The organism is Streptomyces sp. NBC_01314, assembly GCF_041435215.1.
GTDB lineage: Bacteria > Actinomycetota > Actinomycetes > Streptomycetales > Streptomycetaceae > Streptomyces.
This window is the reverse complement of the sequence record NZ_CP108394.1, coordinates 4,617,898-4,641,038: the sequence shown is the minus strand read 5'-3', so window position 1 is coordinate 4,641,038 and position 23,141 is coordinate 4,617,898. Positions and strand designations below refer to the sequence as shown.

Here is a 23,141-nt window from a genome sequence, read left to right as displayed (position 1 = left end):
ACCGATGTCCTTTCCTCTGCTGACAGCGGCGGCGGCGCTCCCGGCCCTCGGGGCGATCGCCACGGCCGCCGTACCGGCCGCGCGGCGCACCGCCGCGAAATGGCTGGCGCTGATCGTCTCGCTGGCCACGCTCGTACTCGCCGTGATCGTCCTGGTCCGCTTCGACCCGGGCGGCGACCGCTACCAACTCACCGAGTCCCACGCCTGGATCGCGGACTTCGGGGTGCGGTACGACCTGGGCGTGGACGGCATCGCGGTGGCGCTCATCGCGCTCACCGCCCTGCTGATCCCGTTCATCATCCTCGCGGGCTGGCACGACGCCGACCCGCTGGAGACGGGTAACACCCGGTGGCGGCCCACGCAGGGCTTCTTCGCCCTGATCCTGGCCGTCGAGGCGATGGTGATCATCTCCTTCGAGGCCACCGACGTCTTCCTCTTCTACATCTTCTTCGAAGCCATGCTCATCCCGATGTACTTCCTCATCGGCGGCTTCGGGGACCGGGCCCACGAGCACGGCGAGGAGACGGCGGCCACGCAACGGTCGTACGCCGCCGTGAAGTTCCTCCTCTACAACCTGGTCGGCGGCCTGATCATGCTGGCCGCGGTGATCGGCCTGTACGTGGTCGCCGGGAACTTCTCGCTCCCGGAGATCGCCGAGGCCCGCGCCAACGGCACGCTGGAGATGGCGACCAGCACCGAGCGGTGGCTGTTCCTGGGCTTCTTCTTCGCCTTCGCGGTGAAGGCCCCGCTGTGGCCGCTGCACACCTGGCTGCCCAACGCCATGCAGGAGGCCACCACGCCGGTCGCCGTCCTCATCACGGCGGTCGTCGACAAGGTCGGCACCTTCGCGATGCTCCGCTTCTGCCTCGGGCTGTTCCCGGAGGCCAGCGAGTGGGCGACGCCCGCGATCCTCGTCCTGGCGCTGATCAGCATCATCTACGGGGCGCTGCTCGCGGTCGGCCAGCGGGACATCAAGCGGCTGGTGGCGTACGCGTCGATCTCGCACTTCGGGTTCATCATCCTGGGAATCTTCGCGATGACCAGCCAGGGCCAGTCGGGCGCGACGCTCTACATGGTCAACCACGGGATCTCGACCGCCGCCCTCATGCTGGTGGCGGGCTTCCTGATCTCCCGGCGGGGATCCCGACTCATCGCCGACTACGGCGGCGTGCAGAAGGTCGCGCCGGTGCTCGCCGGCACCTTCCTGATCGGCGGCCTCGCGACGCTGTCGCTGCCCGGACTCGCCCCGTTCGTCAGCGAGTTCCTGGTCCTGGTCGGCACGTTCGCGCGCTACCCGGTGATCGGGATCATCGCCACCGTCGGCATCGTCCTCGCCGCGCTCTACGTCCTCGTCCTCTATCAGCGGACGATGACCGGCCCGGTGAAGGCCGAGGTCGAGGGGATGCCCGATCTGAGGGTGCGGGAGCTCGTGGTGGTCACCCCGCTGATCGTCCTGTTGCTCTTCCTGGGCGTCTACCCGAAGCCGCTCACCGACATCGTCAACCCGGCGGTCGAGCACACCATGTCCGACGTCCAGAAGAAGGACCCCCAGCCCGAGGTGGAGGCCGCCAAGTGAGCGCAACCGCCGTCCACAGCCTGTGGACAACCGCGGCCGACCCGATCACGAAGATCGACGCGCCGAAGATCGAATACGGGCAATTGTCGCCCACCCTGATCGTCCTCGGGGCGGCGATCATCGGGGTCCTGATCGAGGCCTTCGTGCCACGCAAGGCCCGTTACCACACCCAGGTGTTCGTCTCCGTCGTCGCCCTCGCGGCATCCTTCGCCGCGGTCGTCGCGCTCGCGGCGGGCGGATACGGCACCACGAAGGCCGGCATCGCCGCCATGGGCGCCATCGCCGTGGACGGACCGGCCCTGTTCCTGCAGGGCACGATCCTCCTGGCCGGCATCCTCGGCGTCTTCACCTTCGCCGAGCGGCGCCTCGACCCCGAGACGCACGGCAACAAGGTCGACTCTTTCGCCGCGCAGGCCGCGTCCGTGCCCGGCAGCGACAGCGAGAAGGCGGCCGTGAAGGCCGGGTTCACCACCACCGAGGTGTTCCCGCTGCTGCTCTTCGCGATCAGCGGCATGCTGATCTTCCCGGCGGCCAACGACCTGCTGACCCTGTTCATCGCCCTGGAGGTCTTCTCCCTCCCGCTCTACCTGCTGTGCGCCGTGGCCCGCCGCAAGCGGCTCATGTCGCAGGAGGCCGCGGTCAAGTACTTCCTGCTCGGCGCCTTCGCCTCCGCCTTCACCCTCTTCGGTATCGCACTCCTGTACGGCTATGCGGGCTCGGTGAAGTACGCCACGATCGCCCAGGTCGTCGACGGCACCATCGGAGAGATCAACCCCGCGCTCGCCGACACCATGGGCAACGACGCGCTGCTGCTCATCGGCGTCGCCATGATCGTCATGGGCCTGCTGTTCAAGGTCGGCGCGGTGCCGTTCCACATGTGGACGCCCGACGTGTACCAGGGCGCGCCCACGCCGGTCACGGGCTTCATGGCGGCGGCGACCAAGGTGGCCGCCTTCGGCGCGCTGCTCAGGCTCCTGTACGTCGTCCTGCCCGGCCTGCGCTGGGACTGGCGGCCGGTCATGTGGGCCGTCGCCATCGTCACCATGCTGGGCGGCGCGATCGTCGCCATCACCCAGACCGACATCAAGCGACTGCTCGCCTACTCGTCGATCGCCCACGCCGGGTTCATCCTCGCCGGTGTCATCGCGGCCTCGCCCGACGGCGTCTCCTCCGTGCTGTTCTACCTGGGCGCCTACTCGTTCGTGACGATCGGCGCGTTCGCCGTGGTGACGTTGGTGCGGGACGCGGGCGGGGAGGCCACACATCTGTCCAAGTGGGCCGGCCTCGGACGGAGATCGCCCCTGGTGGCGGCCGTGTTCGCGGTCTTCCTGCTGGCCTTCGCGGGCATTCCGCTGACCTCCGGGTTCGCCGGGAAGTTCGCCGTGTTCAAGGCGGCGGCGGAGGGCGGCGCGGGCGCGATCGTCGTGGTCGGTGTGATCTCCTCGGCCATCGCCGCGTTCTTCTACATCCGCGTCATCGTGCTCATGTTCTTCAGTGAGCCGCGCCCCGAGGGGCCGACCGTCGCGGTGCCGTCGCCGCTGACCATGACCGCGATCGCGGTCGGTGTCGCCGTCACGCTGGTGCTCGGCATCGCGCCGCAGTACTTCCTGGACCTGGCGGGGCAGGCGGGGGTGTTCGTGCGCTGACACTCCGCTCGGGAGCGGAGCGCTCGCTGGTGATGCGGTGACGGGATCCGGCCTCCTCCTTGGGGGGCCGGGTCCCGTCGTATGTACGGGTTGTCGTCCATGGGAGTGGCGCTTCATACGGGTGGAGCCTGTGGATAACTCTGAGGCTGTCGGTGCGGGCGCCTATGGTGGCAGGGGCTGGAGGAACCACGGTGCGCAAGACGTACGACGCGGGGGACGGGCGATGATCGGGACGGGCGGGACGAGTGTGATGGCGGACGAGGACGGGACAATCGGGGCGGACAGCGAGGCGCTGGCCGTGCTCCACCGGGTCTTCGGGTACGACGCCTTCCGGGGCGAGCAGGCAGCGGTCATCGAGCATGTGGTCACGGGCGGTGACGCCGTCGTGCTCATGCCGACCGGCGGCGGCAAGTCCCTCTGCTACCAGATTCCGTCCCTGGTCAGACCCGGTACGGGCATTGTGGTCTCACCGCTGATCGCGCTGATGCAGGACCAGGTGGACGCGCTGCGGGCGCTGGGCGTGCGCGCCGGGTTCATCAACTCCACGCAGGACTTCGGCGAGCGGCGCGTGGTCGAGGCGGAGTTCCTCGCGGGCGAGCTCGACCTGCTGTATCTCGCGCCGGAGCGGCTCCGGCTGGACGCCACGCTGGATCTGCTCGGACGCGGCAAGATCGCGGTGTTCGCGATCGACGAGGCGCACTGCGTCTCCCAGTGGGGACACGACTTCCGGCCCGACTACCTGTCCCTCTCCCTGCTGGGCGAGCGCTGGCCGGACGTGCCGCGCATCGCGCTCACCGCCACGGCCACCCACGCGACGCACCGGGAGATCACCGAGCGGCTGGCCATGCCCCGGGCCCGCCACTTCGAGGCCAGCTTCGACCGGCCCAACATCCAGTACCGGATCGTGCCCAAGGCCGACCCGAAGAAGCAGCTGCTGTCCTTCCTGCGCCAGGAACACGCGGGCGACGCGGGCATCGTCTACTGCCTCTCCAGGAACTCCGTCGAGCGGACGGCGGAGTTCCTGAGCAAGAACGGCGTCGAGGCGGTGCCGTACCACGCCGGACTCGACGCCGGCACCCGCGCGGCACACCAGTCACGGTTCCTGCGCGAGGAAGGGCTCGTGGTCGTCGCCACGATCGCCTTCGGCATGGGCATCGACAAGCCCGACGTACGGTTCGTCGCCCACCTGGACCTGCCGAAGTCGGTGGAGGGCTACTACCAGGAGACCGGCCGCGCCGGCCGCGACGGGCTGCCCTCCACGGCGTGGATGGCGTACGGCCTGAACGACGTCATACAGCAGCGGAAGATGATCCAGAGCAGCGAGGGCGACGAGGCGTTCCGCCGCCGGGCCGCCGGTCATCTGGACGCGATGCTGGGGCTCTGCGAGACCGCCAGGTGCCGCCGGGGCCAGCTGCTCCAGTACTTCGGCCAGGAACCGCAGGCCGACGGCTGCGGCAACTGCGACACCTGCCTCGTAACGCCGGAAACCTGGGACGGCACGGTCGCCGCGCAGAAGGTGCTCTCCACGGTGGTGCGGCTGCAGCGGGAGCGGGGCCAGAAGTTCGGCGCCGTGCAGATCGTCGACATCCTGATGGGGCGACGGACCGCGAAGGTCATCCAGTTCGACCACGACCAGCTCTCCGTCTTCGGCATCGGCGAGGAAATGTCCGAGGGCGAATGGCGGGGCGTCGTGCGGCAGTTGCTCGCGCAGGGCATCCTCGCGGTCGAGGGCGAGTACGGCACACTCGTGCTCACCGAGGAGAGCGGGGCGGTATTGCGGCGGGAGCGGGACGTGCCGCTGCGCAAGGAACCGAAGAAGCCGGTGACCACGCGGTCGGCGTCGTCCGGGTCGGGTTCCTCCGGCTCCGGCCGGGGCGACCGCAAGCCCAAGGCGGCGGTCGAGCTGTCCGACGACCTGCTCCCCGTCTTCGAGGCGCTGCGCGCCTGGCGCGGCGAACAGGCCCGCGAACAGGGCGTCCCCGCCTACGTCATCTTCCACGACGCCACCCTCCGCGAGATCGTGGCCGCGGCCCCCGCGTCCGTCGCCGAACTCGGCACGATCAGCGGAATCGGCGAGAAGAAGCTGGCGACATACGGGGAGGGGGTGCTGGGGGTGCTGGGATCACTGGGTGGGGCGCCTGCGGCGCCTCCTACTTCCGAAGGGGCGACGGGCCCGGCGCACGAGACGTACGCCGGAGACGCGGGCGCGGACGGCGGCTTGGACTGGCCGGACGACGAGCCCGAGCCCGAGCCGGAAGACTGGGCGTAAAAGCTCCGAGACCGTTGTCCGCCGAGCCGCCGAGCCGCCGAGCCGCCGAGCCGCCGAGCCGCCGAGCCGCCGAACTCGGCGGACAGCCGGAGCCGCTGCGTCGCCGCGTCTTCTGTCAGGTACGTCGCAGTGACCGGATTCGTTGCTGCGCTCTGTTCACGGCACGTTCGAGTTCGATGCGAGCGTGCTCCTGCCGCATCGCGTGTTCCAACTGGGTGAGGTGTTGCGAGTACGGCACCCTCGCCGTGACGGTCGGTTCGGGGAGAGCGGTGGCGAGGTAGACGTCGATGTGCTCGACGACGGCGTGGAGTTCGGTGTGGAGGACCTCCAGTTGGTCGGCTGAGGCCTTGAGGAGGTGCCGAAGTCGTTTCAGTGGCGCGAGTTCGGCGGCTGTGCAGGGCTTCTGGGCGAGTTCGCACAGCGCCTCGAAGGCCTCCTTGACGTAACTGTGGGCGTCCTCCAGGTCCTTGGCGTTCTCTTCGTTGTCGTGGGTCTGCTTCATCCACGCGAAAACCCGTGCGTGGTGGCGGACCCCGAGGTAGCCGATGGTGAGCGTGAGCGCCCCGGCCAGGGCTGCCACCAGGAGGGAGCCCGCACTGGTGCCGATCGCCAAGGCGGTCGAGCTGAGGGTCATCGTGGTCCGATCCGTTCGGGCGCGAGCGTGCGTGACCCTCATGGGTCCCTGCGACGCCGCAGGAAGCTGTCGTGGGTGGGGGCGGAGCCGACGGATGTGCGGCGGGGAGGGTGGGTGTGCCTACGCGGACGCGACGAGGTCGCGTAGCGCGGGGAGGTCGGTCACCACGAACTGCCGGTACTTGCTGGTGATCACGCGGTGGGTGTCGCGGAGGAGGCGGAGGGCGTTCTCCACGGTGGACATCCCCATCAGCAGGGCGTCGGCGATGTCCCGTTGGGTCGGTCCGAGAATGGTGTGGTGGCCGGGTTCGACGGTGCTCCTGGTGCCGGCGACCGCGGCGAGGTGCAGCAGAAGGCCACCGACGCGCTGCAGCGGCGAACGGGTGGCGGTGCCGTAGATCATCTCGTCGCTGCGGTTACGGTGCTCCAGGCTGCGCAGCAGGGCCAGTTGAGCGTCGGGTTGTTGGTGCAGCAGGACGTTCATGCGTTGTGCGGGGCAGGGCATGACCCAGGTCGTGGTGAGGCAGACGGTCCCGACCGAGGCCTCGGGTTCGATGAGCTTGGCCTCGCCCAGGAATTGGCCCACCCCACGGAATCTCGCGATCCTGGTGCCGAGGGGAAGACGTTCCTGGAGGACGCAGCCGCCCAGGACGATGTACACATGCCGGTCGTCCGGTCCGAGTGCCAGCTCCTCGCCACGTTCATGGACACGGGCGTCCAGGCCCCAGGCCCGCACGAACAGCTGCCAGATGTCGCCGGGGAGGTGGCGCAGAAAGCTGCCGTCGGGCATTTTCTGGCGGCCGTTGAGGACGTCCACTGTGCGGAATGAGTCGACCTTGGGAGGCACGGTCAACCACCCGTCCTGGGCGCGGCGTCGGACGATGCGGAGGCGTACGAAGGCAACAGCGCGTGACGGTGACGGTCTGTCGGTCGACGGATGTCGACGCCCGTGGACACGGGCCCGCGCGGCGTGCCGACGCCATCGGAGACGGCGGTCTGCATCAGGGTCTGAATCCTTCCCGAGAGGAGACGGAGGAGGTCCCGGGTGCGTCTGCCGACCACAGACGCACCCGGGTTGGTGGGTCCAGCGCCCTCTCCATCACATGATCACCGGCTGGTTTAGGTCCGGTTGCGACACGAAGACGTCAGGTCGACAACGTACCTCTCTGTGAGAGGAAATCGCCAGTCGCACATGCACGGGAGTGCGGAATTCGGCGTGGGTCGTGGTATCCGTCGGAGGGGGAAAGCGAAACCCTCGCGGTAGGGGTTTGCTCTGGGTTCGCGCAACCGACTGTTGTCACGGTCAGTATTCTTCGCTTTACGCCAAGTTGACCGTGCGGCATTGGAAAGTCCGGCGTGAGGGCAGGGGTAATTGTGTTGTGCACGGGTGCGGTGTGGTGCGCGGAGAAGTGCGGCAAAAGCACGGAGGCCCCGGGGAACCACCCCCGGGGCCTCCAATGAAAGGGCCTGGACCCACCAAGGCTCAGACCTGCTGCCAGTAAACACCATGAGCTGCGAAAAGGTAACTGTGGCAAGGAAGGTCCCGTCGGCTACTCCCTCCAGCGAGGGGTTCGAGGGCTTGATTTGAAGCGCCCGATCACGGAGACGAGACGTGCCGTGTCGACGGTTGGTTCATGTGGATTTCCGCGTTGAGTCCCTTTTGTGGGAGCACTCGATGACGTTCACCTTTCGGACTGGCGCGAGAAAAGTGAGCAGTGGGCGCCCCTGAGTCGCCGTTTGACCGGACAATGCCTGGCGTTCTTGCGCGTCCGGACGGGAGATCAAGTTTTCAACCAAAGGGAAAGCCTGCGATAAAGTGCGCAAAACTGCGCCGCTTAATCATTCTTGTCGAGTCCGGTGGTGTGGCGATGCGGGGCGTTCCCGGTGGCTCTCGGGTGAATTTTGGGCATGCGGGTTGTGGTGTGTGTGGGTATTGGCCGTGTGGATTTCCGAAGTCCGGCTCCCGGACGTCGCTCCGGGAATTGATTATCGACTAATCAATAAGGGGAGATCTTGCGGGTCCCCTGGTCGCCGGGGCACTGTCCGCGCCTTACGCCCCGTCAACAATGTTGACGGGGCGCGTAGTTGATCTGTGTCCCGGGAACGCACGATGCGTAGCGCTGAAGAAACTCTGCGTGAAGTCACAGGGCGCGGGACGCGTATGCCCTTACGTCGGCGTCGGTGTCCTTGGTGGCTGTGGTGAGGGCCGCGCGGGCCTGCTCGGTGGAGGAGTGCCGGGTCAGGGAGAGGACGGTGGCTTTGCGGACGTCGGCGTTGGGGTCGTTGAGGGCGGAGGTCAGGGCCGGGACGGCCACGGGCGAGGGCGCGGTGGAGAGGGCGGTGGCGGCGCCGGCCCGGACCTGCCAGGCGGGGTCGGAGAGGGCGGTCACGGCCTGGGCGGCGAGCGGAGGGGGGCAGCCGACGGTGCCCAACGCGGCGTAGGCGGCGGCCCGTACCAGGGCGTCGGGGTCACCGGTGAGGGAGGCCAGCGCGGTACGGACGGGGGTGGGGGCGACCTGCTGGGATTCCGACGTGTTCGCCGAGATCGTCGCCAAGGCCTTGGCGATCGTGACGCGCACCTCGCGGGACGGGTCGGTGGTCGCGGCTCGGGCCAGTTCGGCGGCGGCGTCGACCGAGACGAGGGCGCGGACGGCCTCGATGCGGACGGTGATGTCGGAGTCCGTCAGCAGGGCCGCGAACAGGGCGGTGTCACCGAGGCTCAGGGCGCGGAGCACGTCCAGGGCGGCGGCGCGGACGACCGGGTCGGGTTCGGCCAGGGCCGCGGCGAGGCCGTCGCGGAGGGCGGGCTCGGGCGGGAGGGTCTCGACGAGTTCGCGCAGTGAGGCCGCGGCGGCGGCGCGTACCTCGGCGGCGCTGTCGCGGAGCGCCTCGGCGAGGGCGGAGCCGGTGCCTGGCGGGAGGGTCTCCGTGAGGACGGCGACCGCCTCGCGCCGGACGGCGGGCGCGGCATCGGCCAAGTAGGGCCGCAGGGCGTCGAGTTCGGGCTGCTCCTCGGCGAGGGCGACCAGTTCGAGGAGGCGGGCGGAGGAGATCTGGGGAGTGGGGTGGGAGGGGAGGGACCCCCTCCCCGAGTCCAAGCCCGAGTCCAAGCCGGAGTCCAAGTCCGAGTCCGAGCCGGACCCCGTCCCGGTCTCCGCGCCCGTCCCCCCATCCGCAGCCGCTCCCGTTACGCCCGTCACCCCCGCCGCCACCGGTGCCACATCCCGGGACCCGGCCGTCGCCACGTTCTCCGCGTGGACCTCGCCCAGGTGTCGGGAAGGGCCGCCGACCGGCGTGAACTCCTCGATGGGGACCAGGTAGGGGGCGACGGGGCGGGCCGTGAACTCCATGGTGCCGGCGGGGGACTTGTACAGGTCGAGGTGGTGGAACCAGGAGGCGTCGTCGCGCTGGGGGTGGTCGAGGCGGTCGTGGTAGAGGCCCCAGCGGGACTCGGTGCGGGCCAGGGAGGCGCGGGCGGCCATCTCGGCGCAGTCGCGGATGAAGGAGACCTCGGCGCAGCGCATGAGTTCGTGGGGGGTGCGGGCGCCCATCTCGGCGATGTCGTCGCGCATGCGCTCGAACGCGTTGAGGGCGAGGGAGAGACGGGAGCCTGACTTCGGGGGAGCCACGTAGTCGTTGACGAAGCGGCGGAGCTTGTACTCGACCTGGGGCTGCGGAGGGCCGTCCGGGTTGCGGAGGGGGCGGTAGACCAGGTCGTGCGCCTCGTGGAGCTGGGCGAGCGGCAACTCGCCCTCGTACGGGGTGTACCGGGAGGCGTCCGCGCCCGCGAGGTCACCGAAGACGAAGGCGCCGATCATGTAGTTGTGCGGGACGCACGCGAGGTCACCGGCGGCGTACAGGCGGGGGACGGTCGTACGGGCCTGGTCGTCCACCCGTACGCCCGAGGCCGAGTGGCCCCCGCACAGGCCGATCTCCGAGATGTGCATCTCGATGTCGTGGGTGCGGTAGTCGTGGCCGCGGCCGGCGTGGAACGTCCCGCGGGTCGGGCGTTCCGTCGTGTGCAGGATCGACTCCAGGGCGGAGACGGACTCCTCGGGGAGGTGGCTCAGCTTCAGATAGACCGGGGCGCGGTCGGAGGCGATCTCGGCGGCGAACTCGGCCATCATCTGGCCGGACCAGTAGTCGGAGTCGACGAAGCGTTCGCCGTGCCGGTTGACCTGGTAGCCGCCGAAGGGGTTGGCGACGTAGGCGCAGGCCGGGCCGTTGTAGTCCTTGATGAGCGGGTTGATCTGGAAGCACTCGATGCCGGTGAGTTCGGCGCCCGCGTGGTAGGCCATGGCGTAGCCGTCGCCTGCGTTCGTGGGGTTCTCGTAGGTGCCGTAGAGGTAACCGGAGGCGGGCAGGCCGAGGCGGCCGCAGGCGCCCGTGGCGAGGATGACCGCACCCGCGCGGACCGTCACGAACTGTCCGGTGCGGGTGTTGAAGCCCGCCGCGCCGACGGCCCGCCGGTCCGCGCCCTCGCCCGCCGTCAGCACACGCACCGGCATCACCCGGTTCTCGATGCGGATCCTCTCCCGCATCTCCCGCCGCCGCAGCTGCCGGTACAGGACCTTCTTGACGTCCTTGCCCTCCGGCATGGGAAGCACGTACGAGCCGGAGCGGTGGACCTGGCGGACCGCGTACTCGTTGTGCTCGTCCTTCTCGAACTTCACCCCGTACGACTCCAGCCGCCGCACCATGTCGAAGCCGCGGGTCGCGGTCTGACGGACCGTGGACTGGTCGACGATGCCGTCGTTGGCGCGGGTGATCTCGGCGACGTAGTCGTCGGGTTCGGCGCGGCCCGGGATGACGGCGTTGTTGACGCCGTCCATGCCCATGGCGAGGGCGCCCGAGTGGCGGACGTGCGCCTTCTCCAGGAGCAGGACGTTCGCGCCGTGCTCGGCGGCGGTCAGGGCCGCCATGGTGCCTGCGGTGCCGCCGCCGATGACGAGGACGTCACAGGTCAGCTCCTCGGCGTCGGCGAGCGCCGGGATCGTGAGGGGGGTCTCCACTGTGTCCACCGTGTCCACCGGGATGCCTTTCAAGTGCTCGGTCGCTCAGATGTCGAGTGGCGCGGACGCGCGGGTGCTCAGTCGCTGAGGGAGGTCAGGACGTCGCGGCGCAGGGCCACGCGTGCCGGGTCGTCGTGGGCGGCGCGGTCGCGGGGGCGGGGAATGTCGCGTACGGCGGTCAGCCGGCCGGCGCCGAGGAGGGCCACGCGGTCGCCGAGGAACAGGGCCTCGTCCACGTCGTGGGTGACGAAGACGACCGTGGCGCCCGTGCCCCGCAACACCTCCACCAGCAGGTCCTGCATACCGGCCCGGGTCTGCGCGTCGAGCGCGCCGAACGGCTCGTCCATCAGGACGGCGCGGGGGCGCCCGGCGAGGGCGCGGGCCAGCTGTGCGCGCTGGCGTTGTCCGCCGGAGACGCGGTGCGGCAGCTGCCGGGCGTACTCGGCGAGCCCGACCCGGGACAGCCACGCCTCGGCCTGCGTTCGGCGTTCGGCGCGCGGCAGGCCGCGGATGGCGAGCGGGAGTTCGACGTTGGCGCGCAGGGTGCGCCAGGGCAGCAGGGCGTCCTCCTGGAAGACGAGGGCGCGTTCGGCGGACGGGCCGGTCAGGGGGCTCTCGTCCTGGGTGATCTCTCCGGCGAGCGGGGGCAGCAGGCCCGCCAGGGTGCGCAGGAGGGTCGATTTGCCGCAGCCGGACGGGCCGACCACGGTGAGGATCCCGCCGGGGGCGACGTCCAGGTCGACGTCCGTCAGAGTGACGGCGCCGGGTCGGCCCAGGTCGGCACCGTGGAGGACGAGGCGGGTGCCGCGCGCGGAGGCGGGCGCCTGTTTCTCCTCGGCGGCCCGCGCCGGTGCCTCTTCAGGCGCGTGGGCCCGGGTCTCAGACGAGGTGCTCATCACGTGCCTCCTCGGCCTCGGCGGTGGCGGTGGCGGCGGTCGCGGGGACGGCCTGTGCGGCGGCGGTTCGCGGAACCCGGGGACGGCCGGCGGGGGCGTACGACGTACGCGGCAGCCAGTGGGTCAGCCGGCGGCCGACCAGCTCCACGGCGGTCGACGTCAGCCACCCGAGCACCCCGATCGTGGCCATGCCGACGAAGACCCCGGGGTAGTTGACGACCGTGTAGTCCTGCCAGGTGCGGTAGCCGACGCCGTACTGACCGGAGATCATCTCGGCGGAGATCACACAGATCCAGGACACCCCGATGCCGACCGACAGGCCGCCGAAGATGCCCGGCAGCGCGCCCGGCACGACGACCGAGGCGAGGACCCGCCAGCGGCCACCGCCCATCGTGCGGACCGCCTCCTCCCACACCGGGGTCAGCGCCCGCACCGCGTGCCGGGTGGAGACCAGGACCGGGAAGAACGCGGCGGTGAAGGTGATGAAGACGATGCCCTGCTCGTTGGAGGGGAACAGCAGGATCGCCACCGGGACCAGGGCGATCGCCGGGATCGGGCGGATCACCTCCAGGACCGGCCCGAGCAGGTCCTCGGCGAGGCGGGAGCGGGCGACGAGGATGCCCACCGCCACACCCAGCACCGCCGCCAGCAGGAAGCCGGTCAGGATGCGGGTGAGGCTGTCGGTCAGGTCCGTCCAGTAGTCCGGCCCGGTCACCCGGTCCGCGAAGGCGTGCGCCACGTCCGTCACCGTGGGGAACTGCGAGAAACGCAGCCATACGTCGACGTCCAGGCTGGTCAGCAGCTGCCAGAGAGCGAGGGCCGCGACCAGGGACACCACCCGCAGGGCGTAGCGGGTCGTGGGCCGTGAGCCGAGACTCCGCGCGCGTCGGCCGGCTTCGGCGGGGCGGCTCACGACGCCCGCTCCAGGGCGGCGGCGTACGTGATGACCTCGGCGCCGTCGTGGCCGGCGACGTACGCCTTCGCCGTGGCCGGGGCGACGAAGGGCAGGAGCTGGTCGCCGTCGGCCACCCACACCGCCTTGTCGGCGAACCACTGGGTACCGGTCGTGGCGTCCGGGACGTACGCGGCGCGGATCCCGTTCTTGTGCCCGGCGACGTGGGCGAGGAGCTCGGCGGGCGTCCTGAAGGACTGGGTCTCGGTGGCGTTCTTGGGCCAGACCTCGCTCCCGGCCGGGGCGGGGGCCGCCGCGAGCTGCTTCTCGTACGACGTACCGAGCGCCTTGCGGACGTACTGGTCGTCGACGAACGCGTCCACGTCCACGTCGCCCGTCAGTTTCGCCGCCTTGAGGATCGGCACGTCCTTCTTCAGGGCGGCGATCAGCGCGGGCTTCAGCGCGGGGTCGAAGGTCGCGATGCCGTGCGCCCCGTTGTAGAGGTAGACGACCTCGGCGGGCAGCCCCGTGGCGTCGGCGACCTTCTCCGCGGCCTCCACGGGATGCTCGTTGAGGTAGTCCGTGGCCTTGGCCTGCGCCTTGAGGAAGGCCACCAGGACAGCCGGCCGCTGCTCGGCGAAGTCCTCGCGGGCCGTCACGCCGTGGAAGGTCGGCAGGTCCAGCTGCGCACCGTCGTACAGGGCCTTCGCCTTGCCCTGGTAGGTGAGCAGCCCCGGCCATGCCACGAACTGCGACAACGCGTCCGTGCTGCCCCCGGAGAGGGCGGACGCGCCGACCGCCGGCTGCTGGTTGAGCTTCTCGATGTCCTTGTCGGCGTCGAGGCCGGCGTTCCGCAGCGCTCGTACGAGGGTGCCGTCCGCCGCCGATCCGATGCTCGTCGAGACCTTCCTGCCCTTCAGGTCCTTGAGCGTGCTCAGCTTCGAGTCCGGGGCGGTGACGATGGTGTTGAGCCCGCCCCGGAGGTTGTAACCGGTGGCCGCGACGAGCCGGGTGGGCTTGCCGAGCTGCTTGCCGCGGGCCGCGTTGAGGAGCAGGGGGAAGTCGCCCATCGAGCCGATGTCCATCTTCCCGGCGGTCATCTGGGCGGTGATGGGGGCGCCGGTCGCGTAGTCCTGCCAGTCGACCTTGTACGTCGTCTTCCCGCCCAGCGCGTTCAGCTCGTCCTCGAAGTAGCCGAGGGAGCGCAGAAGGGTGCCGGCGGTGACGGTGTTGATGGTCTTGGACTGGTAGCCGACGGTGACGGTGACCGTCCCGCCGTCCGCCGTGGTGTCACCGCCGTTGCCGCACGCGGTCAGGGACAGCGGCAGCAGGAGGGCGGCGGTCGCGGCAACTGCTTTGTGTTTCATGGGAGTTGGCCTCTCACCGGAGCGTTCAGCGGAGCAGGTAGGGCATGTTGACCGTGACGGCGCCGGTGGGGCAGCGGGCCGCGCACGGGCCGCAGTACCAGCACTCGTCGACGTGCATGTAGGCCTTGCCGTTGCTCTCGTCGATGGCCAGGGAGTCCAGCGGGCACATGTCCACGCAGAGGGTGCAGCCGTCGATGCACTTCGACTCGTCGATGGTCACGGGCACGTCGGCCCGCTGGGGCACCAAAGGCATGGCTGTCTCCAGGGAGGGGCGAATCAGGGGATTTGTTACAGGGAGCGGTGCAGCAGACCGCTCATCGTGATGCGGTCGCCCCGGAAGCGGATGAACTCCAGGTCGACCGGTTGGCCGTCGGCGAGGTGGGTGAGGCGTTCCAGCATCAGGACGGCCGAGCCGCGTGGGGCTTCGAGTACGGCGGCGGAGTGGGTGTCCGCGTTCACCGCCTCCAGGGTGATCTCGGCGTGGCCGAGGCGTCGGCCGGTGATCGTCTCCAGGAGGCGGAAGACGTCGGTGTTCTCCACATCGGCGCCGAGGAGCGCGGTGCCGATGTCGAGGGAGCCGAGGGTGAGGGGGATGTAGGTGAGGTCGAGGGAGAGGGGAAGGCCGTTCAGGCGGCGCAGGCGTTCGATGTAGAGGACGTCGGTGCCGGGCTGGAGATGGAGGCGGTCGGCCACGGGGGTGGGGGCCGGCGCGGGGCCCATGGTGCGGACCTCGTTGGTGACCGTGCCGTGCTCACGGAGGGTCTCCGCGAGGCCCATCAGGTGGTCGAGGCCGTGGGGGTACTTCTGGGCGACGACGACGGTGCCCACGCCGGGGAACCGTTCCACGAGGCCTTCGGCGCGGAGGAGGTCCAGGGCCTCGCGGACCGTGTTGCGGGTCGCGCGGTAGTCGAGGGCGAGGGAGGACTCGTGGGGAAGGGTGCCGTTCTCGAAGCCGCCGGTGAGGAGTTGGCGGCGGAGAAGGTCGGCGAGCTGCCGCGCCTGGTCCGCACGCAGCCGACGACGCGTCCGGTGGGCGGCGACGGTGGTCGCGCCCAGGCCGGCGTGGTCTCGGATGCGGTCGGTGGGTGGCATGTTTTGAACCATACCGAAATGGTGGGGAAGGGAATGTTGCCGGAGTGTTGCGCCATGTGGCCGACCGCGGTCGAGTGCTCTGAGCTGGGGTTTTGCGGGGGCGTGACGAAGATCTGCCACCGGGTTGTCCGAGGGGTGGGAACGGAGGGCCGGTGGCTGGGATGTGCCGTTGCGCTGGGGTGGACTGGGTGAGGTGAGGTGAGGTGAGGTGAGGTGGGCTGGGCTGGCGGGGCGAGGCGGGTTCCACGGCTCGGCGGTCACGAGGCGCCGCGGCCACCCTTCCCATCGGCCCGGCGGCACGATTGCCCGCGGTTGTGCGTGGCGGTGGGGTGGGCAGCCGCTCCAGCGCCATGCACATCCGCGGGCGCAGCCGGGTAGCGCGGCAGGGCGGTCGGCAGGGTGGGCGGCACATGCGCCACGGCCGTGCCCCGAAGAGGCCCGGGGAACTGCGCGAGCAACCACAGCGGACGGAACCCCGCCCCCGGCGCAGCACCCCCACGGCGAGCACGCGCCCACCACCGAAGCCCCCGAGCACGCAACGATCAGGCCGGCCGCCGGAGGCGTACCGCCCTGACCCGTCAGTCCCGAGCCCTGACCCGGCCCCTGACCTCGCCCAGCCCCACCTTCGTCCCACCCGGCCCCGGCGCCCAAGCCGTGAGGGTCACCTCGTCGCCGTCCTCCAGGAACGTGCGCTTGCCGGTGGGGAGATCGAGGACGTCCCGTCCGTTCCAGGTGAGCTCCAACAGCGAGCCCCGCTGTCCGGCGTCCGCCCCGCTGACCGTCCCGGAGCCGTAGAGGTCGCCCGTACGGAGGGACGCGCCGTTGACGGTCATGTGGGCCAGCTGCTGAGCGGCGGTCCAGTACATCGTGGTGAAGGGCGGCTCCGAGACGACATGCCCGTTGACGGCGACACTGATACGGAGGTCGTACCCCCCGGGGTCGAAGTCCGGCGCGGAGTCGTCCAGGTAGGGAAGGAGCGGGTACGTGCGCTCCGGCGGTGACACCCGCGCCTCGTCCAGGGCGTCCAGCGGAGTGATCCACGCCGAGACCGACGTCGCGAAGGACTTCCCGAGGAACGGCCCGAGCGGAACGTACTCCCAGGCCTGCAGATCACGCGCCGACCAGTCGTTGAGGAGACAGAGCCCGAAGACGTGGTCGCGGAAGTCCCCCAACCCCACCGGCCGCCCCATCTCCGAGGGCACCCCCACCACGAAACCGACCTCCGCCTCGATGTCCAGCCGGACGGACGGACCGAACACGGGCGCCGGATCGGCGGGCGCCTTGCGCTGGCCGGACGGCCGTACCACCTCCGTCCCGGACACCACGACCGTGCCGGACCGGCCGTGGTAACCGATCGGCAGGTGCTTCCAGTTGGGGGTCAGCGGGTCCGGAGCGTCGGGACGGAAGATCTGGCCCACGTTTCGCGCGTGGTTCTCGGAGGCGTAGAAGTCGACGTAGTCGGCCACCTCGAACGGCAGATGCAGGGTCACGTCGGACAGCGCGTGGAAGTGCGGCGCGATCGTCTCCCGGTGCGAGGGCACCGTGAGCCACGCCGTCAGCGCCCGGCGGACGTCCGACCAGGCCGTGCGCCCCGCCGCCAGCAGGGCGTTGAGCGTGGGGTGGGCCAGCAGCGCGGCGTACGGGGAACCGAGGGCGCGGGCCGCCGCGGCGGCGTCGAGGACGTGGTCGCCGAGGCGGACACCGACCGTACGGGCGTCGGAACCGGTGGGGGAGAAGACACCGTAGGGCAGGTTGTGCGGCCCGAAGGGATGGCCCTCCGGGATGCCGAAGGGGTGGCCCTCGGGGACGTCGAAGGGATCGCCTTCGGGGACATCGAAGGGGGGCATCGGGGGCTGCCTCGCTCTCGTGCGTTCCGTCGTACGTCTGGTCGCGGCACACGTTACGGGGCGGTGTGAAGATCGGGGAGTGTCTGAAGAGTTCGCGATGTCCTGGTAGGGGAGGGTTGGAAGGGAGGGTTCCGGATCGGCGTCCTCTGGGGGCGCGGACGGGGTGGGTAGGTCCGGGCCGGTGATGCGGTTCGTGTGCGGGACGGAGTTCGCTTCGCCCCGGCTCGGCATGTGGCTTCGGCGCGTAGGTTTGGTGAGCGGAATCCGGGATGGGCTCGGTCGGTTCGGTGGGCTGCGGGGTGCGGGTGCGTGGGGGTTGTTCGCGCAGTTCCCCGCGCCCCTTTCAAGGCCTGCGGCCATTTCAAGGCCTGTGGTCGTCTCAGGGCCGCAGTCGTCTCAAGGTCCGCGGCCGTCTCAGGGCCTGCGGTCGTCTCAGGCCTGCGGCCTGTTCAAGGCCTGCGGCCATTTCGAGCGACGCGACCCCCGGCTGGCTCCGTGAACTCGCGTTCGGGCAACGGGGGTTGACGTAGGGGCGTCGTGGGGCGGTCGGGATGCCGGACGTCGTCCGGTTCGCGTCGAACCGATGGGGCGCCGCATCCGTATTCTCTGATCATGGCCGCACCCACCGCATATTCACTCATCGCCACTGACCTGGACGGAACGCTCCTGCGCAGTGACGACACGCTCTCCGACCGGTCCCTCGCCGCGCTGGCGCGGGCCACGAGGGCCGGTGCTCAGCACCTCGTGGTGACGGGACGGCCGGCACCGAGAGTGCGACCACTGCTGGAGGACCTCGGCAGCAGGGGGCTCGCGGTGTGCGGACAGGGCGCGCAGTTGTACGACACCGGCGCGGACCGGCTGCTCTGGTCCGTCACCCTGGACCGGGAACTCGCCGAGACCGCGCTCGGCAAGATCGAGGCGGAGGTCGGACAGGTGTACGCCGCCGTCGACCAGGACGGGGTCGACGGCCTCACCCTGATCGAGCCGGGCTACCTCATGCCGCACCCCACGCTGCCCGCCGTACGGGTGCCGCGCCGGGACGACCTGTGGTGCGAGCCGATCAGCAAGGTGCTGCTGCGCCATCCCTATCTGTCCGACGACGAGTTGGCCTCGGCGGCGCGGATGGCGGTCGGGTCGCTGGCGACGGTCACCATGTCGGGTCCCGGCACCGTCGAACTCCAGCCATGCGGCATCACCAAGGCGACGGGCCTCGCCCTGGCCGCCGACCATCTCGGACTGACCCCGGACCGGACCATCGCCTTCGGTGACATGCCCAACGACATCCCGATGTTCGACTGGGCCGCGCACGGGGTCGCCATGGCCAACGCCCACCCCGAACTCAAGGCCGTCGCCGACGAGGTGACCCTCTCCAACGAGGACGACGGCATCGCGGTGGTGCTGGAGAGGCTCTTCCCGTGAAGGCTCTGCCGTGCACCGCCCTTCCGTGAACGGCTCTTCCCGCACATGCCTGTTCCCCTGGGCCCGCCGGCCCAGGGGAACAGAGTGAAGAAGGTGGAGCAGGTGGAGAAGGTGGAGCTGGAGGGCTTAGTACGCGCCGAAGACGTTGTCGATCGAGCCGTACCTCGCGGCGGCGTAGTTGCACGCCGCCGTGATGTTCGCGACCGGGTCGTAGGGGTCGTACACGGTGCCGGAGACGTGGTACGCGGCGAAGGTCGGGTCGATGACCTGGAGGAGGCCCTTCGACGGGATGCCCGCGGCGGCGTTGGAGTCCCAGTTGTTGATGGCCTGCGGGTTGCCCGACGACTCACGGATGATGTTGCGGTAGATCCCGTCGTACGTCCCGGGAATTCCCTTTTGCGCCATGATGTCCAGCGACTCGCGGATCCAGCCGTCGAGGTTGTTCGCGTACGTCTTGACCGACGCCTGTGTGGCCGTGGAGGCCGTCGACGCCTTCTGCGCCGTGGAGGGCTTCGTCGCGTTCAGCTTCAGCTTCAGGCCCGGCCGGATCAGTGCCGGGTTGTCGCCGATGGCCGCGCGGTTGTTCTTGTAGAGCCGCTGCCAGCCGCCCTTGGTGTGGTGCTTGCGCGAGATGGAGGAGAGCGTGTCACCGGAGGCCACGGTGTACGTCGTGGGCTTGGGCAGGGCCACGGCCGGCGCGGACTGTGGAACCGACTGTACGGAGGTGGCGGCCTGGGTCGGGGCGGCGGCGTTCGCGGTCGTGGCGGCCGTGAGCGGGAGGGCCAGTGCGGCCCCGCCCGTTCCGGCGGCGACGAGGCCGCGGGTCAGCGCGTTGCTTTTGGGGCGGCGGTGTTTGCCTCGTGCGAGCATGGCGGATTCCTCTCCGTCGCCTACGGGGTGAGCTGTCGGGTTCGGGCTGGAGATGCCCGGCCGTGCGTGTCGTCCCGGCGGTCGCTGTGCGTGCGGCGTCCGCCGGGCGTACTGCGCGTGGCTTTACCCCAAGCCGGTCCGAATGGGGAAAATCGGACCGACGGCTTACCTGGGTCCCCCGCTCCTGCCGTGCGTGGATGAGTGGTGATGGGTGGGGGGTCCGGGGCGGCGGCAGGATTCGGCGGTCCGTCCGGACGAGGTGTGAACGTATGCGAGAGCACACGAAGGGAACAAGTCCCGGTTTGGCGCTTTGATCCAGTTGACCTTGAGTTTGCCGCGTTTCGCCCTTGCTGTCGGGGTGCTGTTCATGGCTCAACTTGCCTACCGCAAAGGGAAAGTCGGCGGCATGGAGTGAGGGCGCCGCGCGGGATGCCCGTGACCCAACTCACGGGAGAAGTCGGGTGAAGTGTCGAGTAAGCGGCAAATAGGTCAACTCGGGCTGGAGTGAAGTGGTGCATATGGGTGGAAAGCGGTGGGCCTGCGAGCACGGATTCGCCCGGCCGGGCAGCACGTGGGCGTCTCCGGGGGAGCGGCGGGTACCCGGGGCGGGTCGTCGAGGCCGGGGCGGCACGCGCGTCGGTGAATATCGGCGCGGACCAGTTGATCAAGAATATGGGGAGTGCGGTCCATACCACCCGGGGCGAAGCCGTGGGCGCTCGTGGTGATCGAAAGGTGACCGGATACGCTGACTCGGGTGATGACAGCGACAGATCGACAGACTTTGTCATCGACTGTGAGAGCGACCTAGACCGACCGTGTGACCGTCATCAGACGTCAGCAGACAGGAGAACCCTCGTGACCGTCGTCGAGCCGTTTGGGCTGAGCGCGCGGGACCAGGCTCTCGAAGCCGATGTCCAGGCCGGAATGGCGGCCGTCGAGGAGGGTCTGCTGGAGGCGACCAAGAGCGGGGTCCCGTTCATCCAGGAGGCCGCCCAGCACCTGCTGCGCGCGGGCGGCAAGCGATTCCGGCCGCTGCTGGTGATGCTCGCGGCGCAGTTCGGCGACCCGTACGCGCCGGGTGTCGTGCCCTCGGCGGTGGTGGTCGAGCTGACGCATCTCGCCACGCTGTACCACGACGACGTGATGGACGAGGCCGAGGTGCGCCGGGGCGTGCCGAGCGCCAACGCCCGCTGGGACAACTCCCTGGCCGTGCTGACCGGTGACTTCCTCTTCGCCCGCGCCTCGCACGTCCTCGCCGACCTCGGTCCCGACGCCGTCCGCATCCAGGCCGAGGCCTTCGAGCGGCTGGTCACCGGGCAGATCCTGGAGACCGCCGGGCCGCGCGACGGACGCGACCCGATCGACCACTACCTCGACGTGCTGGGCGGCAAGACCGGGTCGCTGGTCGCGGTCGCCGGGCGGCTCGGCGCGCTGATGGCGGGCGCCGACGAGACCGTGGTCGACGTGCTGACCCAGTACGGGGAGCGGCTCGGTGTCGCCTTCCAGCTCGCGGACGACGTCCTCGACATCGCCTCCGACACGCACGAGTCCGGCAAGACGCCCGGCACGGATCTCCGTGAGGGTGTGCCGACCATGCCGGTGCTGCGGCTGCGTGAGCGCGCGGGGCGGCTGGGGCTGCCGGACGACATCGCCCTGTGCGAACTGCTCGACTCCGACCTCACCGACGACGCCCGCCACGCCGAGGCGCTGGCCCGGCTGCGCGTCCACCCCGCCCTTGAGCAGGCCCGCCGTGACACGGTCCGCTACGCGGAGGAGGCGCGGGCCGTCCTGGCACCGCTCCCGGAGTGCGACGCGAAGGCGGCACTGGTGGAGCTGTGCGACGCGGTGGTGCACCGCGCCGGTTAGCCACCGCCGGCCCCGGACTGCCACCCCCGGCCCCGGACTGCCCACGTCCCGTACGAGGCGGACCACGTCCCGTACGGGATGACGAGGCCGGACCACACCCATCCACCGCTAGCGCGTGCGTTCGACCGGCGGCGCCATCCCTGACGACCCCTACGGGGTGCGGGGATGCGCCGCCTCGCCATGTCATCCCGTGCGGGTCGCCATGTCATCCCGTAGCAGTACACGGAGTTGAGTCCCGAGTCTGACGATTCCCGTCCGCCGATTTGGTCAGATGGGTATCACCACTCCTCACCGATTCGGGTGAGAATGGCGGCTCCGAGTAGACGCCGCCGCCGACGACGGAGGTAAGGCACACATGGCACCGTACGAAACCGACGACAGCACCCGGTCCGGCGACGCCGCCGCGCTCGCGGCCGAGGCCGAGGAGATGCGCTCGGCACGGCGACGCAAGGCCGCGCGGTACGTCGTCCCGGTCACCGTGCTGGGCGTGGCCGCCGCGACCATCGGGCTCGTCCCGGCCTTCGCCGGCTCCGGCGACCCCGATCTGCCGAAGATCAGCGCGCAGGAACTCATCGAGAAGATCGCCGCGTCGGACGTACAGCAGGTGTCCGGCACGGTGAAGATCACCACGGATCTGGGCCTGCCCGACCTGGGCGGTCTCGTGGGTGGCCTCGCCTCGCAGGCGCCCTCCGGGGGCGACGGCGGATCGGCCGCCGACCCCTCCACCAAGCTCCTCGAACTCGCCACCGGCACCCACACGTTGAGGGTCGCCACCGACGGCCCCGACAAGCAGAGGCTGTCGCTGCTGGACGACGCCGCCGAGTACAGCGTCATCCACAACGGCGACGACCTGTGGGCGTACGACAGCGCCTCGAACGAGGTCTACCACGCGACCGGCGCCGACGAGGGCAAGGACCAGCGGGCGCCCAAGGGCAAGGACCGGAAGGCCCCGAAGGGCGCTCCCGACACCGCCGAGGACGTGCCCGCCACGCCTCAGAAGCTCGCCGAGGAGGCCCTGAAGGCCGTCGACGACACCACGTCCGTGACCGTCGACGGGACCGCACAGGTCGCCGGACGGGACGCGTACAAGCTGGTGATCAAGCCGAAGCAGTCCGGTTCGACGGTCGGGGCGATATCGATCGCCGTCGACGCGAAGACGGGACTGCCGCTGAAGTTCACGCTCACCCCGACGAGCGGCGGCGCCGCCGTCGTGGACGCGGGCTTCACGAAGGTCGACTTCGGCAAGCCGAGCGCCTCGACGTTCGACTTCACCCCGCCGAAGGGCGCGAAGGTCACCGAGGCCGACGAGGCCGGCGAGGCCGCGAAGTCGGGCGACCACAAGTTCGGCAAGAACGGCCCGTCCAAGGACGGCAAGGGACTCAAGGAGCACAAGGGCTCCAAGGGCCCCAAGGGTTCCGAGGTTTCCGAGGAGGAGTTCGCGAGCGGGCTCGACGGGCTGAAGACCATCGGCAAGGGCTGGAGCACCATCGCCGAGTTCGACAGCGGTGCCGAGGGCGGCATGCCCACCGGCGGCGGCGACTCCTCCGGCGACGCCCGGGTCGACGGGTTCCTGAACTCCCTCGGCGACCAGGTCAAGGGCGAGTTCGGCTCGGGCACGGTCTTCAAGACCCGGCTGATCAACGTCCTCTTCACCGACGACGGCAAGGTGTACGCGGGTGCCGTGACCAAGGACGCGCTCGTGAAGGCGGCCAACGCGGCGAAGTAGCCACGTCTGGCCGGTGGGCCGGGACGGCGA

The 23,141-nt window shown here is 70.1% G+C and carries 16 protein-coding genes and 1 riboswitch; of the genes, 6 read left to right on the top strand and 10 right to left on the bottom strand.

The genetic code is table 11. From position 1 onward, the window contains the following. Positions 1-4: 4 nt before the first annotated feature. The 3 genes from OG622_RS20320 (at position 5) to recQ (ending at position 5,491) form a co-directional block, all read left to right on the top strand. Positions 5-1,576 carry an NADH-quinone oxidoreductase subunit M gene (locus tag OG622_RS20320; RefSeq protein WP_371577864.1) on the top strand — a complete coding sequence of 524 codons (1,572 nt, stop codon included), beginning with the start codon at positions 5-7 and terminating at the stop codon, positions 1,574-1,576. Next, complete coding sequence (gene nuoN / locus OG622_RS20315; protein ID WP_371577862.1) at positions 1,573-3,222, top strand: NADH-quinone oxidoreductase subunit NuoN; 1,650 nt, start codon at positions 1,573-1,575, stop codon at positions 3,220-3,222. The genes OG622_RS20320 and nuoN overlap by 4 nt, the downstream gene beginning before the upstream one ends. Positions 3,223-3,445: 223 nt before the next feature. Next, the gene (gene recQ, locus OG622_RS20310; RefSeq protein WP_371577860.1) at positions 3,446-5,491 is read left to right on the top strand and encodes a DNA helicase RecQ; all 2,046 of its coding nucleotides are present in this window, start codon (positions 3,446-3,448) and stop codon (positions 5,489-5,491) included. A gap of 115 nt (positions 5,492-5,606) precedes the next feature. Here the strand turns inward: recQ and OG622_RS20305 are convergent, their stop codons facing one another. The 9 genes from OG622_RS20305 to fahA all read right to left on the bottom strand — a co-directional run bounded on the left by OG622_RS20305 (position 5,607) and on the right by fahA (position 17,230). Further along, positions 5,607-6,125, bottom strand: a complete 519-nt coding sequence (locus tag OG622_RS20305) for a hypothetical protein (protein ID WP_371577858.1) — start codon at positions 6,123-6,125, stop codon at positions 5,607-5,609. Positions 6,126-6,245: 120 nt separating this feature from the next. Continuing rightward, positions 6,246-6,971: a Crp/Fnr family transcriptional regulator gene (locus tag OG622_RS20300; RefSeq protein ID WP_371584156.1), complete on the bottom strand. Its 726-nt coding sequence runs from the start codon at positions 6,969-6,971 to the stop codon at positions 6,246-6,248. Positions 6,972-8,265: 1,294 nt separating this feature from the next. Further along, positions 8,266-11,145 carry a fumarate reductase/succinate dehydrogenase flavoprotein subunit gene (locus OG622_RS20295; RefSeq protein ID WP_371584155.1) on the bottom strand — a complete coding sequence of 960 codons (2,880 nt, stop codon included), beginning with the start codon at positions 11,143-11,145 and terminating at the stop codon, positions 8,266-8,268. A 68-nt stretch (positions 11,146-11,213) separates the two neighbouring features. Then, positions 11,214-12,032, bottom strand: coding sequence for an ABC transporter ATP-binding protein (locus OG622_RS20290; RefSeq protein ID WP_371577856.1), 819 nt, complete (start codon positions 12,030-12,032; stop codon positions 11,214-11,216). Continuing rightward, the gene (locus tag OG622_RS20285) at positions 12,016-12,945 is read right to left on the bottom strand and encodes an ABC transporter permease (RefSeq protein WP_371577855.1); all 930 of its coding nucleotides are present in this window, start codon (positions 12,943-12,945) and stop codon (positions 12,016-12,018) included. Before OG622_RS20285 ends, OG622_RS20290 begins: the two co-directional genes overlap by 17 nt. After that, on the bottom strand, positions 12,942-14,291 hold the full coding sequence (locus OG622_RS20280) for an ABC transporter substrate-binding protein (protein WP_371577853.1): 1,350 nt from the start codon (positions 14,289-14,291) through the stop codon (positions 12,942-12,944). Before OG622_RS20280 ends, OG622_RS20285 begins: the two co-directional genes overlap by 4 nt. A gap of 25 nt (positions 14,292-14,316) precedes the next feature. Next, positions 14,317-14,544, bottom strand: coding sequence for a ferredoxin family protein (locus OG622_RS20275; RefSeq protein WP_030790138.1), 228 nt, complete (start codon positions 14,542-14,544; stop codon positions 14,317-14,319). Positions 14,545-14,579: 35 nt separating this feature from the next. Further along, a complete protein-coding gene (locus OG622_RS20270) occupies positions 14,580-15,383 on the bottom strand; it encodes a GntR family transcriptional regulator (protein WP_371577852.1) in 804 nt (267 codons plus the stop codon). Positions 15,384-15,961: 578 nt separating this feature from the next. Next, a complete protein-coding gene (gene fahA / locus OG622_RS20265; RefSeq protein WP_371577850.1) occupies positions 15,962-17,230 on the bottom strand; it encodes a fumarylacetoacetase in 1,269 nt (422 codons plus the stop codon). A 612-nt stretch (positions 17,231-17,842) separates the two neighbouring features. On the opposite strand from fahA, the gene OG622_RS20260 reads away from it, so the two are divergent. Beyond that, the gene (locus tag OG622_RS20260) at positions 17,843-18,649 is read left to right on the top strand and encodes an HAD family hydrolase (RefSeq protein WP_371577848.1); all 807 of its coding nucleotides are present in this window, start codon (positions 17,843-17,845) and stop codon (positions 18,647-18,649) included. Between the two features lie 126 nt (positions 18,650-18,775). Here the strand turns inward: OG622_RS20260 and OG622_RS20255 are convergent, their stop codons facing one another. Then, positions 18,776-19,519, bottom strand: a complete 744-nt coding sequence (locus OG622_RS20255) for a transglycosylase SLT domain-containing protein (protein WP_371577847.1) — start codon at positions 19,517-19,519, stop codon at positions 18,776-18,778. A gap of 4 nt (positions 19,520-19,523) precedes the next feature. Beyond that, positions 19,524-19,729, bottom strand: a riboswitch (cyclic di-AMP (ydaO/yuaA leader). 645 nt (positions 19,730-20,374) lie between these two features. Between OG622_RS20255 and OG622_RS20250 the strand changes: the two genes are divergently transcribed. Together OG622_RS20250 and OG622_RS20245 are read left to right on the top strand one after the other, a co-directional pair. Further along, the gene (locus OG622_RS20250) at positions 20,375-21,385 is read left to right on the top strand and encodes a polyprenyl synthetase family protein (protein WP_371577846.1); all 1,011 of its coding nucleotides are present in this window, start codon (positions 20,375-20,377) and stop codon (positions 21,383-21,385) included. Positions 21,386-21,740: 355 nt separating this feature from the next. Beyond that, positions 21,741-23,111 carry an outer membrane lipoprotein carrier protein LolA gene (locus OG622_RS20245; protein WP_371577844.1) on the top strand — a complete coding sequence of 457 codons (1,371 nt, stop codon included), beginning with the start codon at positions 21,741-21,743 and terminating at the stop codon, positions 23,109-23,111. Positions 23,112-23,141 lie beyond the last annotated feature (30 nt).

Bases quoted from the DNA above. Each gene is read 5' to 3' on its own strand.
- OG622_RS20320 (WP_371577864.1), top strand. From the start codon at position 5: ATGTCCTTTCCTCTGCTGACAGCGGCGGCGGCGCTCCCGGCCCTCGGG.
- recQ (WP_371577860.1), top strand. From the start codon at position 3,446: ATGATCGGGACGGGCGGGACGAGTGTGATGGCGGACGAGGACGGGACA.
- OG622_RS20305 (WP_371577858.1), bottom strand. From the start codon at position 6,125: ATGACCCTCAGCTCGACCGCCTTGGCGATCGGCACCAGTGCGGGCTCC.
- OG622_RS20290 (WP_371577856.1), bottom strand. From the start codon at position 12,032: ATGAGCACCTCGTCTGAGACCCGGGCCCACGCGCCTGAAGAGGCACCG.
- OG622_RS20280 (WP_371577853.1), bottom strand. From the start codon at position 14,291: ATGAAACACAAAGCAGTTGCCGCGACCGCCGCCCTCCTGCTGCCGCTG.
- OG622_RS20275 (WP_030790138.1), bottom strand. From the start codon at position 14,544: ATGCCTTTGGTGCCCCAGCGGGCCGACGTGCCCGTGACCATCGACGAG.
- OG622_RS20270 (WP_371577852.1), bottom strand. From the start codon at position 15,383: ATGCCACCCACCGACCGCATCCGAGACCACGCCGGCCTGGGCGCGACC.
- fahA (WP_371577850.1), bottom strand. From the start codon at position 17,230: ATGCCCCCCTTCGATGTCCCCGAAGGCGATCCCTTCGACGTCCCCGAG.
- OG622_RS20260 (WP_371577848.1), top strand. From the start codon at position 17,843: ATGGCCGCACCCACCGCATATTCACTCATCGCCACTGACCTGGACGGA.
- OG622_RS20255 (WP_371577847.1), bottom strand. From the start codon at position 19,519: ATGCTCGCACGAGGCAAACACCGCCGCCCCAAAAGCAACGCGCTGACC.
- OG622_RS20245 (WP_371577844.1), top strand. From the start codon at position 21,741: ATGGCACCGTACGAAACCGACGACAGCACCCGGTCCGGCGACGCCGCC.